Here is a 21,111-nt window from a genome sequence, read left to right as displayed (position 1 = left end):
TATTCCAATACTACAAAGAAATGCATGTTAAATTATAACTGAATAAAATAAGACATGTTTTTATGTAATGAAGCAATATTATAAAAGGGTTTCTATATAATGTTATATAGAAGAAATAAATTTGATGTTGAATATGTAAGCGTTGTAGTGAAAAATAATACATCTAATATTAATGATTAAAAAATTTTGTATCATAAAATTTACTGGCAGGGTAATCCTGTCAGTATTATTTTTTTATTATAGTTTAAAAACTATAATTTATTTTTTTTTATTTTCTAAAATTTCTAGTAATCCAAAAAAATGGATGAGCTTTATTTCGGTTGGGATTCACATAATAGATATTCTCATTAAGGAATTCTTGTATAATTACATAATAACATGTACATAAAAATATTCATCAACCCACAGGCCAACTACTTTAATTGGAAGATTCCATGATTTTATTACGTATGTCGATTTTACTATATCATAAAAATGTCTTAAGTCACTAACAGGATTTGCAGCACAATTAAAATGACCTACTATACCAACAACATTAGAATTATGAGCATTAATTGAAATCATAACTTTCTCTCTTAAGTTGTCAATGTCAGCAAATTCACCTTGAGATAATACCTTATCTACTCCAGGTTCTGTAATTGAATCTACATAATCTAAAGCAAAATTTTCTTTCATCCAATTTATCACAGGAATTTGAACTCTACCATCAATACAATTTAGAACAGTTCCGAATTTTTTATTCATTGCACACCTTCAATTGACTTTTGATAATAAAATATGAAGGTAATGTAGAATTAGTGACTCATCAAGTTATAACAATGAAAATTTATTCATATTATTGGAATAAGTACCAAAAAGTAAGAGAAGCGGTGTATAATATACAGCGAGAAAGTGATTAAAGCATTTAAAATATTAACTTATATTTCTTATTTAATAGGGTAGAAAAAATAATTATTAATCAAGTAGGGGGATAGAACATGTTAAATAGAAATAAGATTATATCAGGTGTAATTATAGCATCTACTGTTATTGGGGGTTCAGCACCACAAGTTGTTTACGCTGATGATTCAGAGTTTCAAATTAGTTCAGAAGATAATTGGGTTCATTATACAAAAGATAGTAGTGGAAAGACATGGGAGTATTGCAATCTTGAAGGTGGAGGAATAATGGTTGATGGGACTTTTGATATAGACAGTTATATGGAAGTACCAGAAACACTTGATGGGAAAAAAGTAGTATTTATAGATAGAGTAGCAAAAGTAGTTTCAGGTAGAGAGTATAAAGCTGAAAATGATAAACGACCACTAGTGACAAAAATTAAATTGCCAAGCACAGTTAAGAAAATTGATTGTTATGCATTTGCTGGATGTACAAACTTAACTGATGTAGAAATGCCAGAAAATGTAGAAGTAGAAGGCGGTACTCTTGATAGTTTTGCCAATATAAGGATAAATGGTAAATTACATTCTAAAAACTTTAATTCAGGATGGAATACAATAGGCACTGATAAGTACTATTTAAATTCAAATGGAAATTTACAAACTGGATGGATGGACCTAAATGGAAGAAGATATTATTTCTATAGTAGTGGACAAATGGCAACTGGGTTTATAAATTTAGGAAATGGTTCATTTTATTATTTAGATCCAACAACTGGAGATAATATGGGTAACTTAGTCACAGGATGGAAAAGTACACAGGAGCACTGGTATTATTTTAATTTAGCTGGACAAGGCGATAAAGAAAAAGGATTTATGCAGACAGGATGGCTATATAACAATGGAAGCTGGTATTATTTCTACAGTAATGGACAAATGGCAACTGGATTTATAAATCTTAATGGAGCTTATTACTATTTGGACGAAAGTAATTCTGGAAGTATTGGTATTATGAAAACAGGATGGCAATATATGAATGATTCTTGGTATTACTTTAATAGAAAAGGTGACCCAGGATATGAAGGAATGATGAGAAAAGGCTGGCAGAAAATAGACGGCACTTGGTATTACTTCTATTATGGAGATGGAAAGATGGCACAAGATACATGGATAGATGGATACTATGTAAATTCAAGCGGAGCTTGGGTTGGATAAATATATATGCAAATCAAGACTTAGATTTATGTGGTAACTCACCGAAATCATATATATATGTTCCATCGGACTTATGAAATTTTTGCTGGAAGATTCTAAATGGGAACTTGTGCTCATTTCTGCATGTTTCAAATATTCATTTTGACAAGCAGTAAATGGAACAAGCTCCCATTAAGAATCTTCAACAGCTTAATTTCAAATGCTTCTTTTACAAATATATATATGATTTCTAGTGGATATATTAACCACAAATAAGTGTAATTCTTAAATTGGATATCTATAGTTGCCTATACAACATTTATCAAAAGACTGTTTCTTATTTTTGATTTTTATATATGTATAAGTTCTAAAAAATTTTATTCATAAATTCTAGGTCTCAGCAAAAGAAGTAAATAGCAATATTTATTATTTATGAATTTTATTGATTAGAACTTATATACTAAAAATAGTAGTATTACGCATAAAAAAAAATCTCAAATTCACTCTCCTGAATAATGCGACTTTACAATTTATTATTTATTTTTATTGATTCATTGACATAATAATGTTATGGATTAAATAAAATTATCCTAGTAAATATAAATCTAAATGTTTAGTTTTATTTATTTTTTATAAAATTTTATACACATACAAATTGATATTATTGTAAATATTATAGAACCCATTAACATACAAAAAAATCCTACAGTAAACCTTGAATTCGAGAATTTAGATATTGTATTAAGAATCCCAACTAAAGCAGCACATAAATTTGTTAGTATAACAGACTTTTCTTTTTTCATATAGTATCTCCTAACTTTGATTTTCTCTTAAATTTAATTATAAATTTTCCATTTTCTAACTCGTAATAATTGACTAATAGTATTATAGCATAAATTGTAAATTTGGCATTATTCAATTTTCAAAAAGCATATTATAGAAAATAATGCATCAAACCTACATAACGTGCAGTATTTTAAATAAAAAATTGCTGCACCATGCTCATAATTTCTTTTTCTATTTATCTTATTATTCTTCATAAGTTAGACTGTTATTGATTCTAATTTCTCTCCATTAAATGAACAATATATGTTTCCAAGCATATTATGATTTAGAGAGTTTTAAAAAGGAGTAAAATCATATGAGAGAATACGGACCACCTAAATCGCCGCCACCAAAAACTAAACCCAAAAAACCAAAAGTTTCGTATATTATTGACTGCTTACAATCATATACGTATGTATGGCCTAAACATGGAAAACCCTTCTGGTTTTATCCTACAAGAATAGAGGAAGGAGAAGTTTCTGGTTACAGATGGGACGGCAAGAAATGGTCATTTTATGGATTTGATGAGAAATCTATAAGTCAGGTTGCATGTTATCCAGTTCCTACGCTTTACTAAAGTTATAAAGAAATTTAGCAAAATAAAATTTTAAAGTTATTTTATAACACGAAATTTATTTAAATTGCTAAATCATTTCCATGCAACATCAAAGATATAAATATCCATGTGCATTAAATTAGATAAACATATCATAATTATATACGTCAAACAATAGTACTAAAAACTATAAAAATAATTGTTTTACGTTTAAAACTTTATAAAGTCAAGTAATGTTATTAGTGTTATAACATTATTATAAAGGCGCTTTTCAGTGCCTTTTTTCTTTCATGTGCCTTAAGATAAAAAATACTGTACTATTCATAAAAATATGAATAATACAGTATTTGGAATTAATAAAGTGACTATAGATAAATTAACTAATGACTATAATTTATCCTGAATTATCAACACCAGAATCTTCAGAAAAACCAACGACAACAGCATCTACAACATCTACGTCTTCTGCAACATCTATTATTTATGTTGCATGACATATTAATCACTTCTCATCTTTTGTATACTTTAATATATTCTACATATTATGTAATTGTTCCTAAATATAATATTAATTTATTATATTATACTATTTGCAACTATAATTAGTTATAATATATAAGTTCTAATTATTAAAATTCATAAATAATAAACATTGCTCAATGCTTCCTTTATTGAGACTTACAATTTATGAATAAAATCTTTTAGAACTTATAATATCTTAATATTTATGTATTGAATCTTTAAAGAACATTAAAATATTAAAGATAAATTTACATATAAATATAAGCGGAAAAATTAATTATAATATTATGAATTTTTCTGTTGAGGTGTATATTCTTGAAATGGTATATAGATTATTGCTCCTGTTTCATCAAATTTATAATTTGTACCTTCGAGAGGAGCTTTACCTGAAACTAAATTCATTCCTATAAAGTAAATGGCATCTGCAACTTCACGAGGATTTTGAAAAACAGAACCGGCCATAAAACCTTTCTTTATAAGATCTTGAGCTTCAGGTACTCCGCCAATGCCAAAGACTGGAATGGTCCTTTCTTTGTCGCCTAAATTATATCCATATTTTTGGAGTGCATTAACGGCACCTATTGCCATGGCATCATTATTAGCAATTATAACTTCAATGTTATTACCATATTTAAAGAGCAATTGCTCCATAACATCTTTGGCTAAGTTAGGATCCCAATTGGCAGTAACTGATGATAATTCCTTTGTGTTAATTCCAGCATCATTAATTGTTGAAATAGAACGTTCTGTTCTAGTTTCCGTTACGAAACTTCCAGGTTGCCCTTTTATCATAATGTAATCCATTATATTATCACCATTTTTATCTATATTTTTTTATCATTATTCCATGCATCAACAATCATTTTTCCTTGTAAGGTAGCTGATTGAGATGAATCAGTATTTATAGCAATTGATTTTGGATAACTTTTAATTACACTAGCAATAGCAGGATTTAAATTAAAGAAAATTAATGGAATATTTTTTTGTCTTGCTTTGTAAATAAAATCATCTGTTAATTTAGGTTCTTTTTCATCAAGAACACCTAACACTATAAGGTCATAATTATTCACAATCATATTATTTACAGTCTCACTTTGTATGGCACTATTAGACTTTCCATCAAAGAAAGTAAATTGAACCTTACCTTCATTTTCCTTTTGAATGTCCTCTAAATTCTTTTTAATAAGTAAATTGTAAGGATTATAATAATTATTTAATAATACTCCGACTTTAATTGGTTTTGTTATAGCAATATTTGAAACAGCATTTATGGTTTTGGCATTTACATTACAACATGTTAATGTACTGGTTATTATAATTAAAATTATGATATTTATTATTTTCTTAAACTTTTTCATTGTTAATCCTCCACATAATTACCATACTAATATTTCTTAATAATTCTTAATAATATGGTTCATTAATTATTGTGTACTTTAACAAGAAAAATATATAACATATTTAAGGTTGAAAATATATTTAACTAGAGCAAGAAGCATTTGGAAAATTTGTTTAGGCGTATTAGTTATAACTGTCTTTTGTCAATTATACCAAAAGAAATTTTCCATTTTAATAAAAAGAAGAAAAAATTGTTGCAAGTTTATCAAAAATGTATTAATATATAATCGTAAAATCTATTAGTTCAGATGAAGATAGCGGGAGAGTTGTGGCTATAGCTACACACCGAAGAAGTAAATCTTTCAGGTACCTAATTAAGGTACAATCAAGAAAATAATATACCAGTATGATTGCATACTATATTATTTTCTTGATTGTACCAGATTAGAGATGACCGTTATTGGATGAAACCTTGGAGAGACTCGAAATAGAGCACCGAAGGAGCAAGCCTGAAAAGGCGAAACTCTCAGGTAAAAGGACAGGGGACAGATAACATATCTTACACAAGTAATATATTTTTAATTACTTCAATTAGATCTTATCTATTCCCATTTGTATCTCCAATCACATAATACGTATAGGAAAAGGCATTTTAGTATATGTCTTTTGACTAAGATGGAGGGATAAAATGGAAAAATCAACATCACAAAATCAAAATTTATCGAGAGGGCTGAAAAATAGGCATGTTCAATTGCTTGCAATCGGTGGAGCAATTGGTACTGGGTTATTCCTTGGTTCGGGAAGATCAATTCACTTAGCTGGACCATCTATTTTATTTGCTTATATGATAACAGGAATAATTCTTTTTTTTGTTATGCGTGCCCTTGGGGAATTATTACTTTCTAATTTAAATTATCATTCTTTTGTAGACTTTGTACAAGATTATCTAGGAGACAGAGCAGCATTTATTACTGGTTGGACTTATTGGTTTTGCTGGATTTCACTTGCTATGGCTGACGTAACAGCAGCTGGACTTTATATTCAATATTGGTTGCCTAATATAGCTCGATGGGTTCCAAGTCTTGTAGTTCTTGTAATATTACTAATCATGAACCTTACTGCAGTAAAGCATTTTGGTGAAATGGAATTCTGGTTTGCGTTAATTAAAGTCGTTGCAATTGTAGGATTAATTGTAATTGGTGGATTTATGATTATAAAAGGATTTTCTACAGATGCTGGTACATCTAGTTTTTCAAATCTTTGGATGAATGGCGGATGGTTCCCAAATGGTGCAAGTGGTTTTATACTTTCATTCCAAATGGTTGTATTTGCTTTCACAGGAATAGAATTAGTTGGACTTACAGCTGGTGAAACTGAAGATCCAGAAAAAGTTATTCCAAAAGCTATTGATAATATTCCAATCAGAATTATTATTTTCTATATTGGAGCACTTGCTGTTATTATGAGCATATATCCATGGACTTCAATTAGTCCAGATAAAAGCCCATTTGTACAAGTATTTTCAGCAGTAGGAATAGCAGCAGCAGCAAGTATTGTAAATTTCGTTGTATTAACATCAGCTGCATCAGCTTGTAACAGCGGTATCTTTAGCACAAGCCGTATGGTTTTTTCTCTTGCTAAAGAAGGTAATGCACCTGAATCAATGAATAAATTAACTTCTCATCATGTACCTTGTAATGCTACAATATTCTCTGCAACTGTAATATTACTTGCAGTTATTTTGAATTATATTATGCCAGAAGGCGTATTTGTATTAATTACAAGTATATCAACATTTTGCTTTATATTTATTTGGGCTATTATAGTTATATGCCATTTAAAATATCGTAAAGCTAACTCTGAACTTGCAGCTAAAAGCAAATTCAAAATGCCACTTTATCCAATAGCTAACTATATAATTCTAGCATTTTTTGCTTTTGTTATAGTTACATTGGCACTTAACAATGAAACTCGTGTAGCATTATTTGTAACACCTGTATGGTTTATAATGCTTTCAGTAGTTTATAGTGTAATTAAATCAAAAAACAAAGACCCACAAGCAGAAAATATTAAAAGAGATTTAGCATAAATCATAGTAAGAAAACCATAGGGATTAATGATTCTCTATGGTTTTTTATTAATTAACACTAGTTTTTCAAAATTAGTGTTAAGTAGTTCTTTATTAGTGTTGAGTTTAGTAGTTCTTTTCCATGGAACATAATTTTAAGGATGAAGAGAGCTGTTAATATATGTTATTGGTATATAGTATTTAAATTAGAATTATGATAAAATGTCATTGGTAAATCAGCCTAATTATTTTGTATTAATACACAAACTACAGAAAATAATGATATATGGAGAAACAAAATGGATAACATAAAAGCATATACAGTTAATGAAATGGCAATGGAAATTAGTAGTTTAGCAGTTCAAGCTATGATATACGAAGTTTCTTGCTATCCATCACCTGGATTGGTATCGCCAGTATCTTGCGGTGCTCATAAGGATATGGACTTTTTTACATTTATTGATAGTACGTCAGTATTAAGTAAGTATCTAACACTTTTTGTTCAAGAGGGATTTTCTAATAAGTCTTATAAAGAAATATTTGATGCTATAAGAAAAATAGGAATAACAGCTGAGCAAGATATGTTTGTTAAAACTAAGGGGATAAATACTCATAAAGGTATGTTGTTTCTAATGGGAATTACCTGTGCAGCCATAGGAAAGGCAATTTATGAGAAAAAGGGTTTTGAATGCATACAAAGTATTATAAAAGAAATGACTACAGGAATAGTAGAAAAAGAACTTATACAATTAAACCATACAGATGCACAGAGTCATGGTGAAAAATTATTTTTTAAGTATAAAACTGATGGTGTAAGAGGTGAAGTAGAAAGAGGTATTCCAACAGTTTTTCAATTTTCATTAGATTTTTATAAAGAAAATTTTGAATTAAATATTAAAGACAGACTGGTTCATACACTTATTGGAATAATGCAAATTTGCGATGATTCTACTATACTTCATAGACACTCAGTTAAAATATTAGAAGAAGTAAAAGAAACAGCACGAGAAGTAATAGCAATGGGAGGCATGAAAACTACTAAAGGAAGAGAAAAAATAGATAATTTATGTACAGAATTTGTAGAAAGAAATATAAGTCCTGGAGGAAGTGCGGATTTATTAGGAGTAACAGTGTTTTTGAGTCTTGTAGAAGAATATATGAAAAACGTTCAAATATAAGCATTATATAAAAAAAATAGTGGTTTGTAACAAAAGTTGTAGCAATAAAAATATAAAAATTGTAGTATTAAATAAGATAAGTAAAAATATATATAGTTTAAGGACGTGAATATATGGAGCAAATATTTGAAAAGATAGAAAGTACTGATTTAAGACCTATTAGGGAAATAGTACTTGAAAGGCTTAGAAAAGCAATTATGAATGGAACCTTCCAAACAGGTGATAGGTTAGTTGAAACTTCTATAGCTGAGAAAATGGGGGTTAGTAGAACGCCTGTTAGAGAAGCATTTAGACAACTAGAAATTGAGGGTTTGGCAGAAAATCTTCCGAGAAAAGGAACTATTGTTAAAGGGATATCCAAAAGAGATATATTTGAGATTTATGAAATTAGAGAAGTTCTTGAAGGGTTAGCGTTTAGGTTAGCGTGTTCTAATATTACTGATGAGCAAATATTAGAATTAAAAGAAAAGCTTGAAAAAATGAGAGCGTGTATTGAAAATGGTGATATTAAAAAGTATTGGGAATTTCATGGAGAGTTTCATAATAGTATACTGTATTCAAGTGGCAATCAAAGGCTTATAGATCAAATGAAACAGATTTATGAATATTTATCAAAGCTTAGAAATTTTACTTTGGTTATGAATAAAAGAAGAAGTATAGCGATGGAAGAACATAAAGCACTCATAGAAGCTTTTGAAAAAAGAGATGAAGTATTAGCTGAACAGATAGGAAGAAGACATACATTAAATGCTGAGAAGTTTTTATCAAAAGAGTTTCACTTATCTTAAGTATAAATGTATACAGGTATACTTGAATTAATACTTGTATACATTATGTTAAAAATTTCTCAAATTTCTGCAATTTTTTTTAAAAAAACGATTGCAAAAATTTAAGATGCATAATATAATGAATACATGGAAAGTAAAAGTTTTCAAATCTTAAACAAACTATATAGTATATTAATTAAAAAAATTTTTTTTAAATTCTATCTCTATATTTAATTGTATACAAGTATACAGTTTGAAAAGATTAATATAAAAATTCCTACTTAATTATTAACCAGAATAAATAAATATGAAATAATATTTATTTATTAAATACTTTGGCTTATAAAAAACAAGTACAGACCAAATCTTGTTTAACGGATTGTATACAGGTATACAATTTGTTAAACAAGCAAAGTATTAAATTTAATATTGTATACAAGTATACAGTGAAGTTGATATATTAATAAAAATTTTTGTTTAAAATAATAAAAAGTATATAATATATCATTTTAAATATTAAGGAGGTGATAGTATGGAATATCTTAACCTAGAAGAAATAATCATTGAAAGCAATGATTATACAAAAATAAATGAGGTGCAAAATTTTCTCATAAAACAAGGATTGAGATTTGACAATAATATAGAGTATACAGTAGCACTATATGATAATAATAAAATAATTGCTACAGGTTCATTTGATGGTAGAATTTTAAAATGTATAGCTGTCGATGAAGATTACAAAGGAATGGGTATTTCAAATAAAATTGTATCTACGTTAATTAATGAGCAGTATAGAAGAGGAAATAATCATTTATTTGTCTATACAAAGCCAAGTAATTATAAGATGTTTGAAGACTTTGGTTTTTATAAAATTGAAGAAGTTCCTAATAAGGTTATACTACTAGAAAACGATTCCAATGGAATATGGAATTTTTTAAATAGGATTCGTGAAAGAAAAGTTGAGGGAAAAGTAATTTCATCTGTAGTTGTAAATTGCAATCCTTTTACATTAGGACATAGATATTTGATAGAAAAAGCATCTAGAGAAAGTGATATAGTTCATGTTTTTGTGGTTTCAGAAGACAAATCAGTTTTCACAGCGAAGGTAAGATACCAACTAGTTGAAGAAGGTTTGAAAGATTTGAAAAATGTAGCAATACATGCAGGGGAAGAGTATATAATTTCAAGTGCAACTTTTCCATCTTACTTTATAAAAAAATTAGATGAAGCAGTTAAGATACATACATTATTAGATATAAAAATTTTTTTGAATTATATAGTACCAGCATTGGGAATTAATAGAAGATATGTAGGGGAAGAACCTTCATGTGAAGTTACTAAAACCTATAATGATACTATGAAAGAAATATTGCCTAGTTATAATGTTGAGGTTATTGAAGTTCCAAGGATATGTATTGGAAATGAGATAATAAGTGCATCAAGAGTTAGAAAATTAATAAAAGAAAATAAATTCTTAGAAGTGAAAAAATTAATTCCTGAGTCAACTTATGAATTTTTAATATCACCAGAAGCTAAGGCAATAATTAATAAGATTTAAAATTAATTAATTTTAAAATAACTAAAAGTTAGTTTAGGAGGATGAGTTATGGAAATAAGAAATACTGCTATGGCAGGAACTCTTGAATCAAGTGATATTACAATAGTAATAGAACCAAATCCAGAGAAAGAAATATCAATAAAATTAAAAAGCTCAGTAGAAAAACAATTTGGTGAACAAATTAAGAAAGTTATAATGGATACATTAAATGAGCTAAAAATAGAAAGTGCTATTGTTAGTGCTAATGATAAAGGTGCATTGGATTGTGTTATAAAAGCAAGAGTACAGACAGCAGTTTTAAGAGCAGCAGAAGAAAAACACTTTAACTGGGGAGGCGAAAATTAATGTACAAGCTAAGAAGAACCATGATGTATATACCAGGAAATAACCCAGGTATGATTAAAGATGGACACATTTATGGAGCAGATTCAATAATGTTTGACTTAGAAGACTCAGTATCATTAAATGAAAAAGATGCTGCTAGATTTTTAGTATATAATGCATTAAAAACTATAGATTATGAAGGTGTTGAAACCGTAGTAAGAATAAATGGACTAGATACATGTGGAATGGAAGATTTAGAAGCTATAGTTAGAGCACAGCCAGATGTTATAAGACTTCCAAAGACAGAAAGTGCTAAGGATATTATAGATGTAGAAAATGAAATAGCAAGAATAGAAAAAGAAGCAGGCATACCAGTAGGAAAAACAAAAATGATGGCAGCAGTTGAAGGTGCATTAGGAGTACTAAATGCAAGAGAAATAGCAACAGCTAGTAAAAGACTTATGGGTATAGCAATCGGAGCAGAAGATTATGTAACTGATTTGAAGACAACACGTTCACCAGAAGGAATAGAACTTTTATTTGGAAGAAGCCAAATAATACTTGCAGCAAGAGCAGCAGGAATATATGCTTTTGATACAGTTTACTCAGATGTAAATAATGAAGAAGGATTTGCAAATGAAGTAAAATTAATAAAACAATTAGGTTTTGATGGAAAATCAGTAATCAATCCAAGACAAATTGGACCAGTTCATGAAATATACACACCATCAGAAAAAGAAATAAATAAATCAATAAGAGTAATCAAAGCAGCTGAAGAAGCTAAAAAGAGAGGCTCAGGAGTAGTATCTCTAGATGGAAAGATGGTAGATAAGCCAATAATAGAAAGAGCTCAAAGAGCGCTTATGTTAGCAGAAGCTGCAGGAGTATATAGAAATGAAGGAGGGGACGAAATTGTCTAAGAATAAAGTTGGAAGAGAAGTACCAGAATATATAGAAGGAATTGGTGAGCTAAGACCTTACAATGGACCATTTAGCTATGAGCCAGATAATCGTAAATTTGGAAGACAAATAGCGCAAGTAAAACCAGGAGATAATAAATTATTAGATAGTATTGAAAAGGCTGTCATTGCAACTGGACTTAAAGATGGCATGACAATATCATTCCACCACCACCTAAGAGAAGGTGACTATATTTTAAATATGGTATTAGATGTTATAGCTAAACTTGGAATCAAGAACTTAACTTTAGCTCCAAGTTCTTTAAGTGGTGTACATGCACCAGTAGTAGAACATATTAAAAATGGAGTAATTACTAAAATTACAACTAGTGGAGTTAGAGGACCTTTAGCTGAAGCTATATCAAATGGAATTTTAGATACACCAATTATAATTCGTTCTCATGGTGGTAGAGCAAGAGCAATAGAATCAGGAGAAATAAAAATAGATGTAGCATTTTTAGGAGCACCTAGCTGTGATGAATACGGAAATGCTAATGGATACAACGGAAAATCTTTCTGCGGTTCTTTAGGATATGCTAAGCAAGATGCAGAGTATGCAGATAAGGTAGTACTTATTACAGATAATTTAGTACCATATCCAAATGTACCAGCAAGTATAGAACAAACTAATGTAGATTATGTAGTAACAGTAGATGCAATTGGAGATCCAAACGGAATCGTATCAGGAGCAACAAGATACACAAAGAACCCAAGAGAACTTTTGATTGCTAAAAATGCAGCAGCAGCTATTGAATCTTCAGGATATTTTAAACCAGGATTTTCTATTCAAAGTGGTACTGGTGGAGCATCACTTGCAGTAGCAAGATTTTTAAAGAATACAATGATTGAAAAAGATATTAAGGCTAGCTTTGCATTAGGTGGAATTACAGGACAATTTGTAGAAATGCAAAAAGAAGGATTAATTTCTAAGATTTGCGATGTTCAAGGTTTTGATTTAACAGCAGCAAAATCAATTGGCGAAAACCCAGATCACTATGAAATCAGTGCATCTTTATATGCTAATCCACATAATAGAGGATGTGTTGTTAATAAATTAGACATAGTTATCTTAAGTGCTTTAGAAGTAGATACAGATTTCAATGTTAATGTAATTACTGGTTCTGATGGAGTGATTAGAGGTGCTTCAGGTGGACATTGTGATACTGCAGCAGGAGCAAAACTTGCAATGATAGTATGTCCATTAATCAGAGGAAGAATTTCAACAATTGTAGATAAAGTTACTACAGTAATAACTCCAGGAGAAACAATCGATGTAGTAGTTACTGATAGAGGAATCGCAGTTAATCCATTAAGAAAAGACTTAATAGAAAAATTCACAAAGGCTAAATTACCTTTATGTACTATACAAGAATTAAAGGAAAAAGCAGAAAGTATTACAGGAAAGCCTAAGGCTATTGAATATGCTGATAAAATTGTTGCATTAGTAGAATACAGAGATGGAACAATTATAGATGTTATCAAGCAAGTAAAGTAAATTAAAAAGGGGAATTGATAATGAATAAAGAAGAACAAGTACTTGAAAAAATACTTAATGCAAGAGAGAAACGAGCAGAAATGCAAAGAGAATTGATTAATATTTATAAAAATACTTTGATTTCTTTTACATTAAACATTCCAGGAGTAGAAAAAAGCAATCCAACTTTTACTAAGATTCATGAGAGTGCTATTGAATTGTTAGAAGAAGAATTGGAAAAGCGAAATATAAAATTAGTTTATAAAATGGTTCAAACTACTGCTGATGGTGATGAAGGATTCTTAGTTGTTGATGAAGATCAATGGCGTGTAAAAAGAATAACTACATCTATTGAAGAAAATCATAAATTAGGAAGATTGTTTGATTTTGATGTATTTAATAAAGATGGAGAACAAGTTAGCAGAAGTGAAATAGGATTGCATGCAAGAAAGTGCTTATTGTGTAACAATAGTGCTAAAGCATGTGCAAGAAACAGAAATCATTCAGTTATTGAAATATTAAATAGGATATATGAAATAATTGATTATGAACAATTATATACAAGCAACTTTTAATATTTACAAAAATTAAAATATATCATTCATTGTATACAAGTATACAGTTACAAACTTGAATATTTTAGTTTATTAAGAAAGGCAGGTACAAAATAGTGAAACAAAATATAACTAGAAAAATTCTACAATCACATTTAGTAGAAGGACAAATGATTGCAGGAGAAGAGATATCAATTAAAATTGATCAAACATTAACACAAGATGCTACAGGTACAATGTCTTATTTAGCTTTTGAAGCATTAGGAATACCAAAAGTAAGAACTGAAGTTTCAGTAAGTTATATTGACCATAATACATTACAAGCAGGTTTTGAAAATGCAGATGATCATATATTCTTACAAACAATAGCTAAAAAACATGGAATATATTGCTCAAGACCAGGTAATGGAATATGTCATCAACTTCATACAGAAAGATTCGCAGCACCAGGAAAAACTTTATTAGGTTCAGATAGCCATACACCTACATCAGGTGCTTTAGGTATGATAGCTATAGGTGCAGGTGGAATGAGCGTAGCAATGGCTATGGCAGGACAACCATTCCCATTAGTAATGCCTCAAGTAATTAATGTTAAGTTAACAGGAAAGCTAAGACCAGGAGTTGCTGCTAAAGACGTTATCTTAGAAATTTTAAGAATTATGACTGTTAAAGGCGGAGTTGGAAAAGTATTAGAATATACTGGTCCAGGAGTGGAAACATTAAGCATAACTGAAAGACAAACAATAACTAACATGGGAGCAGAACTAGGTGTAACAACTTCACTTTTCCCAAGTGATAAAGTAGCTTATGAATTCATGAAAGCACAAGGAAGAGAAGAAAATTGGGTAGAATTATTACCAGATGAAGATGCACAGTATGATGGAGTAATGGAAATAAACCTTGCTGAAATAGAACCAATGGTAGCACAGCCTAGCATGCCTGATAAAGTAGTTAAAATAAAAGACCTTGAAAAAACTAAACTTCATCAAGTATTTATAGGAAGCTGTACTAATGCATCTTATAGCGATTTAGCTAAGGCTGCAGCTATTTTAGAAGGAAAATGCGTTCATCCAGATGTAAGCCTTTCTGTAGCAGCAGGTTCAAAACAAGTTTTTGAAATGATAGCAAGAGACGGAATACTTCAAAAATTAATTGCTTCTGGAGCGAGAGTACTTGAAAGTGCATGTGGACCTTGCGTTGGTATAGGCCAAGCACCACCATCAGCTGGAGTTTCTCTAAGAACTTCTAACAGAAACTTTAGAGGTAGAAGTGGAACAAAGGATGCACAAGTTTATTTAGCAAGTCCAGAAGTTGCAGCAGCTAGTGCTATAACAGGAGTAATAAGTGATCCAAAAGATGTAGTAGATGTAAATATTTTAGAATCAATAAAGGAATCAATGGATCGTATTGTAGATGACAGAATGTTAGAAGCACCTGTAGAAAATACAGATGATGTTGTTGTAAGAAGAGGTCCAAATATTCAACCATTACCATTAAGAGGACAATTAGATGATGTAATAAGTGCACCATGTCTTATAAAAGTAGAAGATAATATTACAACTGATGATATTATGCCTGCTGGTGCTAAAATTCTTCCACTTAGATCAAATGTTCCAGCTATATCACAATATGTGTTTAACGGAATAGATCCTACATTCGCTAAAAGAGCAAAAGAAAGTGAAAATGGTGGATTTATAGTAGCAGGAGAAAACTATGGACAAGGATCAAGTAGAGAACATGCTGCTCTTGCACCTATGTATTTAGGAATTCAAGTAGTACTTGCAAAATCTTTTGCAAGAATTCATCATGATAACTTAATCAATTATGGTATTTTACCATTAAGATTTACTGATGCAGCTGATTACGACAGAATAAATCAAGATGATAAATTAGTAATTAAAAATGTTAAGGAATTAGTAAATAAGAGTGAATTTGTTATAGCAAACGAAACTCAAGGATTTGAAATTAAGGCTTATGCAACTCTTTCGGATAGACAAAAAGAAGTGTTATTAGCTGGTGGACAATTGAACTTTATTAAGAAGTTATTATAATAATTGTTCCATTAAACTTAAAAAATAATAATTAAAAACTCTTTGGGATGACATTAAAATTATGTGGTGTGATTCAATGACATCTCAAAGAGTGAATGATAAAAAAATTTATCTAGGAATATTTTATAATTTATTTTATGTTTCTGCAAGAATATAAACGAAATATATGTTTTAAGGGGAGAGTAAATATGTATAAAGTAAAATGTGCTTTAATGCGAGGCGGTACAAGCAAAGCAGCAGTATTTCATTATAATGATATGCCAGAGGATAAGGCTAAATGGTCAGATTTCCTTTTAGATGTAATGGGAAGTCCAGATGCAAGACAAATCGATGGTTTAGGTGGAGCTAACTCATTAACAAGTAAAGTTGCAATAATAAAAAAATCAGATAGCGAAGAGTATGATGTTGAATATACTTTTGCTCAAGTTAGTTTAACAGATAGAGTGGTTGATTTTAAAGGAAATTGTGGAAATATTTCGTCAGTAGTTGGACCATTTGCAATAGATGAAGGATTAGTTGAAGTAACAGGGGAAAAGGTAGCTGTAAGGATATTAAATACTAATACAAATAAGTTAATAGTTGCAGAAGTGGAAGTTGAAAACGGACGTGCAAAAACTGAAGGCGAAGCATATATTCCAGGGGTACCAAATCCAGGTTCACCAATATATCTTGGATTTTGCAATCCAGAAGGATCTGTTACAGGAAAACTATTACCTACAGGTAATGTAATTGATTACATAGAGACTTCTATAGGTAAAATAAGTATTTCTATTGTTGATGCGGCTAATCCTTTAGTATTTATTAATGCTAAAGATATTGGATTAAAAGGTACTGAATTACCAGACGAATTTACAGATGAAAAGTTAAAACTAATAGAAGAAATACGTTCTATAGCAGCTGAAATGTGCGGCTTTGCAAGTAAAGAAGAAGCAACAAAGAAATCACCAGCAGTACCAAAGTCAACAATTGTATCAGCATCAGCTGATTATGTGGACTTAAGTGGAAATGAAAGAAAAAAAGAAGATATGGATATAGTTGTTAGAATGATGTCGATGCAAAAACCACATAAGGCTCTTGCAATAACAGGTGCAGTATGTATAACAGCAGCTGCAAGTATTGAAGGAACTTTAGTTAACAAGTTAATGGAAAGCAGTAGCGATAAAATTACAATTGGTCATCCAGGTGGTGTTATAGATACAATTGCTCAATCTAATGGTGGAAAAATTGAATCTGTAAAAATTCTTAGAACTGCACGTAGAATAATGGATGGTTATGTGTATACAAGAAACGAATATTAAAAAATAATAATCAATTATTAATTAGCAATATTTACCGTTTTGAAATTGACAATAGATAAAATAATTCGAAATATAATGGAGGAATCAACCATGATAAATTTTGATAATCTTGTAATGAGCCCATTTGTGTTACTGTTTTTAGCAGCGTTTTTAGGACTTTTATTCGGAAAAATAAAAATTGGTCAATTCAAGTTTGGTCTTTCAGGAGCCTTATTTGCTGGGATTGCACTAGGGTGGTCAGTATTAACATATGCAAAGAGTATTGTAAATAGTGGAGCTACTAATAAAATGGCACAACAATTAGTAAATAATGGTGTTATATCTACAGATCTTTTTAATTTATTCCTTATTCTGTTTATTGCTGCAGTAGGGCTTTTAGCAGGTAAGGATTTGAAAGGTGTATTAAAAAGATATGGAGTTAAACTTATTGCTATAGGTTTTGTAGTTACATTTACAGGAGTTGCATTAACTTATGGATTCTTAGTAAGCAATAAACAATATAGTCCTCATCAAGTATCTGGTATATATGCTGGAGCGCTTACAAGTTCACCAGGACTTGCAGCTTCACTTGATTCAGCTAAGGAACATGCTAATGAAATAGCAGCAACATATAGTTCTATGACAACAGAAGATAAAACTAAAGTATTAAAAATGATTGATAAGTCTGGAAAGTTAACTCCAGAAAATACTAATGAACTAACAGATGAGCAAAAGACTGCAATTGTTAAAGCAACTCAAGCAGATGTAAGTTCAGGCTTTACAGCAGCATTCCCATTTGGAGTAGTTTCAATTATATTATCTATGGTACTTATTCCTAAAATATTCCGTATAAATGTTGAGAAAGAAAAAGAAGCATTTGCAGAATCAATGAAGGCGTTTGGTGGAAAAGAAGAAGAAGTTGCTATAGATAGTGAAAAAGCAGAGAAAAAGGTTGTTAAAGAAGTTGGTTTTGATCTTGTTGCATTTGCGCTAGTTTGTTTTGCAGGATACATAATAGGCGCAATAAACATTCCATTAGGAAAATTAGGACACTTTAGTTTAGGAACTCCAGGAGGAGTATTAATGAGTGCTCTTATATTTAGTAATGTAGGTCAAATGGGTATGATTCATTTCAGAATGGATGGCAAGATATTAGGTGCAATAAGACAGTTTGGATTAGTATGCTTCCTAGCAACAGTTGGGTTAAGTTATGGATATGATGTTATTAATACCTTTGCTGGATCAGGAGTTTGGTTAGCTATGATGGGATTAGTAGTTGTTTTAACATCAATTACAATGGGATTCATAGTTGGAAGATATGTACTTAAACTTAATTGGGTTATATTAGCAGGAGCTATATGTGGAGGTATGACTTCAACACCTGGACTTGGAGCTGCAGTTGATGCAATAGGTAGTGATGATGCAGCTACTGGTTATGGTGCAACTTATCCATTTGCACTGTTATGTAAGGTATTGTTTATAACAATATTATACAAAATGTTTTTAATGTAGTGAAAGGCAGTTTGTATTAATTTTAAAGTAAGGTACAATTTCAAATTGGATTAGTATTAAGTTAACATAAAACCTGGCGAGAATTTTATTCTTCTAGGCTTTATGTTAACTATCTATACTTTGAGTAACAATATTATAAGAACCAATTTTGGATGATTATAAGCAAAGTATATAATGAAGTTTTATGAAGTATATGGGAATAATTGAGATGCAATGAGGGGTATTTATCGATATTAATATAGAATTAACAAGGAGGATAAATTTATTATGACTATAAATTTAGATTATTTAAATATAAAAGAATATAACAACTTATACAGAAATATTAAGGTAGAAGAACTTGCAAAGTTTGCAGTTGATAGAGGAGAAGGAACTTTCTCAGATAAAGGCGCATTAGTTGTAAATACAGGAAAATACACAGGAAGATCTCCTAAGGATAGATTTATAGTAAAAGATGATGTGACAAAAGATACAATAAACTGGGGAGAAATCAACTTACCTACAAATGAACAAGTATTTGATAAAATTTATGCTGATGTTACAGAATATTTAAAGAAAAAGGACTTATTTGTATTTGATGGATTTGTAGGTGCTTTAAAGGATTATACTCTTCCTATAAGAGTTGTATGTGAATGTGCTTATCAAGCTATGTTTGCTAATCAAATGTTTGTTAGACCAAGTGCAGAAGAACTTTCTAATCATATGCCAGAGTTTAACATAATTTCAGCTCCAGGTTTTAAGGCTAAGGGAATTGAAGATGGATTAAATTCAGAAGCTTTTGTATTAATGAATTTTTCAAAGAAGATAATTCTTATAGGTGGAACAGCTTATTCAGGGGAAATAAAAAAATCAATGTTTTCAGTAATGAATTTCTTACTTCCTCAAGAAGGTGTATTACCAATGCATTGTTCAGCAAATAAGGGAGAAGACGGACAAACTGTTATTTTCTTTGGTTTATCAGGTACAGGAAAAACAACTTTATCTACAGATCCTAATAGAAAACTTATTGGAGATGATGAACATGGTTGGTGTGATAAAGGTGTATTCAATTTTGAAGGTGGCTGTTATGCAAAGGCAATAGGTCTTAATAAAGAAAAGGAAAAAGAAATATATGGTGCAATAAAATCTGGTGCTTTACTTGAAAATGTAGTAATAAATGAAGAAGGGGTTCCAGATTACACTGATGGTTCACTTACTGAAAATACTAGAGCAGCTTATCCATTACATCATATAGAAAATATTGAAGTTAGTGGTGTTGGAAACACTCCTGATAAAATCATATTTTTAACAGCAGATGCTTTTGGGGTAATGCCTCCAATAAGTAAATTAACTAAAGAAGCTGCTATGTACCATTTCATGTCTGGATATACAAGTAAGGTAGCAGGAACTGAAAGAGGTATAACAGAACCTAAAGCTACATTCTCAGCTTGTTTTGGAGAACCATTTATGCTTTTAAATCCAGCAGTTTACGCTAAATTATTAGGCGAAAAAGTTGATAAGAATAACGCAGAAGTATACCTTATAAACACTGGATGGATAGGAGGATCATACGGAACAGGAAACAGAGTTAATCTTTCTTACACAAGAGAAATGGTTAATGCAGTAATTGGAGATAAGTTTAAAGATGTTAAATTCAATGAGCATCCATTATTTAAAGTACTTGTACCAGAAGTATGTCCAAATGTTCCTAGTGAACTTCTTGATGCTAGAGGATTATGGGAAAACCAAGAAGAATATGACAAAAAAGCTAAAGAGTTAGCACAAAAATTCAATGATAATTTTGCAAAATTTAAAAATGTATCTGATGATATTTCAAATGCAGGCCCAAGTTTATAATAATTTGCGTGTAAAGTGATGTTTGTATATAGTTCCTTAAACTAAGGTACAATGAAGAAAAATATACGCACATTTTTGGTCTGTTATTTGGTTAAAACTTGAGAGTATAGGGTTCCCGTTTAAGATTCAAACTTATGAAATTAAAAAACTACTGATATTTCTTAATTTGTAGTAATTTATATGTCTTGCTATCAATGTGGAACTCTATAAAAGTTATAATGAACAATTACGATGATATTG

The 21,111-nt window shown here is 30.0% G+C and carries 18 protein-coding genes and 1 riboswitch; of the genes, 14 read left to right on the top strand and 4 right to left on the bottom strand.

The window, feature by feature from the left end; genetic code table 11:
- Positions 1 to 366: 366 nt before the first annotated feature.
- Entirely contained in the window at positions 367 to 744 is a 378-nt protein-coding gene (locus CLSA_RS16780; RefSeq protein WP_022747700.1) for a carbonic anhydrase, read from the bottom strand.
- 233 nt (positions 745 to 977) lie between these two features.
- Here CLSA_RS16780 and CLSA_RS22215 point away from each other — a divergent pair, with 233 nt between their 5' ends.
- Positions 978 to 2,093 carry a leucine-rich repeat protein gene (locus CLSA_RS22215; protein ID WP_022747698.1) on the top strand — a complete coding sequence of 372 codons (1,116 nt, stop codon included), beginning with the start codon at positions 978 to 980 and terminating at the stop codon, positions 2,091 to 2,093.
- A gap of 602 nt (positions 2,094 to 2,695) precedes the next feature.
- Here the strand turns inward: CLSA_RS22215 and CLSA_RS16770 are convergent.
- Positions 2,696 to 2,875: a hypothetical protein gene (locus CLSA_RS16770; RefSeq protein ID WP_022747697.1), complete on the bottom strand. Its 180-nt coding sequence runs from the start codon at positions 2,873 to 2,875 to the stop codon at positions 2,696 to 2,698.
- 338 nt (positions 2,876 to 3,213) lie between these two features.
- Here CLSA_RS16770 and CLSA_RS16765 point away from each other — a divergent pair, with 338 nt between their 5' ends.
- On the top strand, positions 3,214 to 3,474 hold the full coding sequence (locus CLSA_RS16765) for a hypothetical protein (RefSeq protein ID WP_022747690.1): 261 nt from the start codon (positions 3,214 to 3,216) through the stop codon (positions 3,472 to 3,474).
- Between the two features lie 786 nt (positions 3,475 to 4,260).
- Here the strand turns inward: CLSA_RS16765 and CLSA_RS24395 are convergent.
- Both CLSA_RS24395 and CLSA_RS24390 read right to left on the bottom strand, forming a co-directional pair.
- Complete coding sequence (locus CLSA_RS24395) at positions 4,261 to 4,779, bottom strand: substrate-binding domain-containing protein (protein ID WP_241392864.1); 519 nt, start codon at positions 4,777 to 4,779, stop codon at positions 4,261 to 4,263.
- A 20-nt stretch (positions 4,780 to 4,799) separates the two neighbouring features.
- The gene (locus CLSA_RS24390; protein WP_241392865.1) at positions 4,800 to 5,333 is read right to left on the bottom strand and encodes a substrate-binding domain-containing protein; all 534 of its coding nucleotides are present in this window, start codon (positions 5,331 to 5,333) and stop codon (positions 4,800 to 4,802) included.
- Positions 5,334 to 5,775: 442 nt separating this feature from the next.
- A riboswitch (glycine riboswitch) is annotated at positions 5,776 to 5,865 on the top strand.
- Between the two features lie 136 nt (positions 5,866 to 6,001).
- Between CLSA_RS24390 and CLSA_RS16755 the strand changes: the two genes are divergently transcribed.
- From CLSA_RS16755 to pckA, 12 genes are all read left to right on the top strand, one after another.
- On the top strand, positions 6,002 to 7,402 hold the full coding sequence (locus CLSA_RS16755) for an amino acid permease (RefSeq protein WP_022747686.1): 1,401 nt from the start codon (positions 6,002 to 6,004) through the stop codon (positions 7,400 to 7,402).
- Between the two features lie 278 nt (positions 7,403 to 7,680).
- Positions 7,681 to 8,559: a triphosphoribosyl-dephospho-CoA synthase CitG gene (citG, locus tag CLSA_RS16750; RefSeq protein WP_022747681.1), complete on the top strand. Its 879-nt coding sequence runs from the start codon at positions 7,681 to 7,683 to the stop codon at positions 8,557 to 8,559.
- A 113-nt stretch (positions 8,560 to 8,672) separates the two neighbouring features.
- Entirely contained in the window at positions 8,673 to 9,347 is a 675-nt protein-coding gene (locus CLSA_RS16745; protein WP_022747676.1) for a GntR family transcriptional regulator, read from the top strand.
- 511 nt (positions 9,348 to 9,858) lie between these two features.
- Entirely contained in the window at positions 9,859 to 10,884 is a 1,026-nt protein-coding gene (citC, locus tag CLSA_RS16740; RefSeq protein WP_022747672.1) for a [citrate (pro-3S)-lyase] ligase, read from the top strand.
- A 48-nt stretch (positions 10,885 to 10,932) separates the two neighbouring features.
- Entirely contained in the window at positions 10,933 to 11,229 is a 297-nt protein-coding gene (citD, locus tag CLSA_RS16735) for a citrate lyase acyl carrier protein (RefSeq protein ID WP_022747668.1), read from the top strand.
- Positions 11,229 to 12,128 (top strand): citrate (pro-3S)-lyase subunit beta, encoded by a 900-nt coding sequence (gene citE, locus CLSA_RS16730; protein ID WP_022747665.1) that lies wholly within the window; start codon positions 11,229 to 11,231, stop codon positions 12,126 to 12,128. The genes citD and citE overlap by 1 nt, the downstream gene beginning before the upstream one ends.
- A complete protein-coding gene (gene citF, locus CLSA_RS16725; RefSeq protein ID WP_041716312.1) occupies positions 12,121 to 13,662 on the top strand; it encodes a citrate lyase subunit alpha in 1,542 nt (513 codons plus the stop codon). The genes citE and citF overlap by 8 nt, the downstream gene beginning before the upstream one ends.
- A gap of 20 nt (positions 13,663 to 13,682) precedes the next feature.
- Positions 13,683 to 14,216 (top strand): citrate lyase holo-[acyl-carrier protein] synthase, encoded by a 534-nt coding sequence (citX, locus tag CLSA_RS16720; protein WP_022747660.1) that lies wholly within the window; start codon positions 13,683 to 13,685, stop codon positions 14,214 to 14,216.
- 95 nt (positions 14,217 to 14,311) lie between these two features.
- Positions 14,312 to 16,246, top strand: a complete 1,935-nt coding sequence (locus CLSA_RS16715; protein WP_022747658.1) for an aconitate hydratase — start codon at positions 14,312 to 14,314, stop codon at positions 16,244 to 16,246.
- A gap of 188 nt (positions 16,247 to 16,434) precedes the next feature.
- Positions 16,435 to 17,544, top strand: coding sequence for a 2-methylaconitate cis-trans isomerase PrpF family protein (locus CLSA_RS16710; RefSeq protein WP_022747656.1), 1,110 nt, complete (start codon positions 16,435 to 16,437; stop codon positions 17,542 to 17,544).
- 90 nt (positions 17,545 to 17,634) lie between these two features.
- Positions 17,635 to 19,035 carry an aspartate-alanine antiporter-like transporter gene (locus CLSA_RS16705; RefSeq protein WP_022747652.1) on the top strand — a complete coding sequence of 467 codons (1,401 nt, stop codon included), beginning with the start codon at positions 17,635 to 17,637 and terminating at the stop codon, positions 19,033 to 19,035.
- Positions 19,036 to 19,302: 267 nt separating this feature from the next.
- On the top strand, positions 19,303 to 20,871 hold the full coding sequence (pckA, locus tag CLSA_RS16700; RefSeq protein ID WP_022747647.1) for a phosphoenolpyruvate carboxykinase (ATP): 1,569 nt from the start codon (positions 19,303 to 19,305) through the stop codon (positions 20,869 to 20,871).
- The last annotated feature ends 240 nt before the right edge of the window (positions 20,872 to 21,111 follow it).

Source organism: Clostridium saccharobutylicum DSM 13864, assembly GCF_000473995.1.
Lineage (GTDB): Bacteria > Bacillota > Clostridia > Clostridiales > Clostridiaceae > Clostridium > Clostridium saccharobutylicum.
Note: the sequence above shows the minus strand (reverse complement) of the source record. Positions and strands in the feature narration are given on the sequence as shown.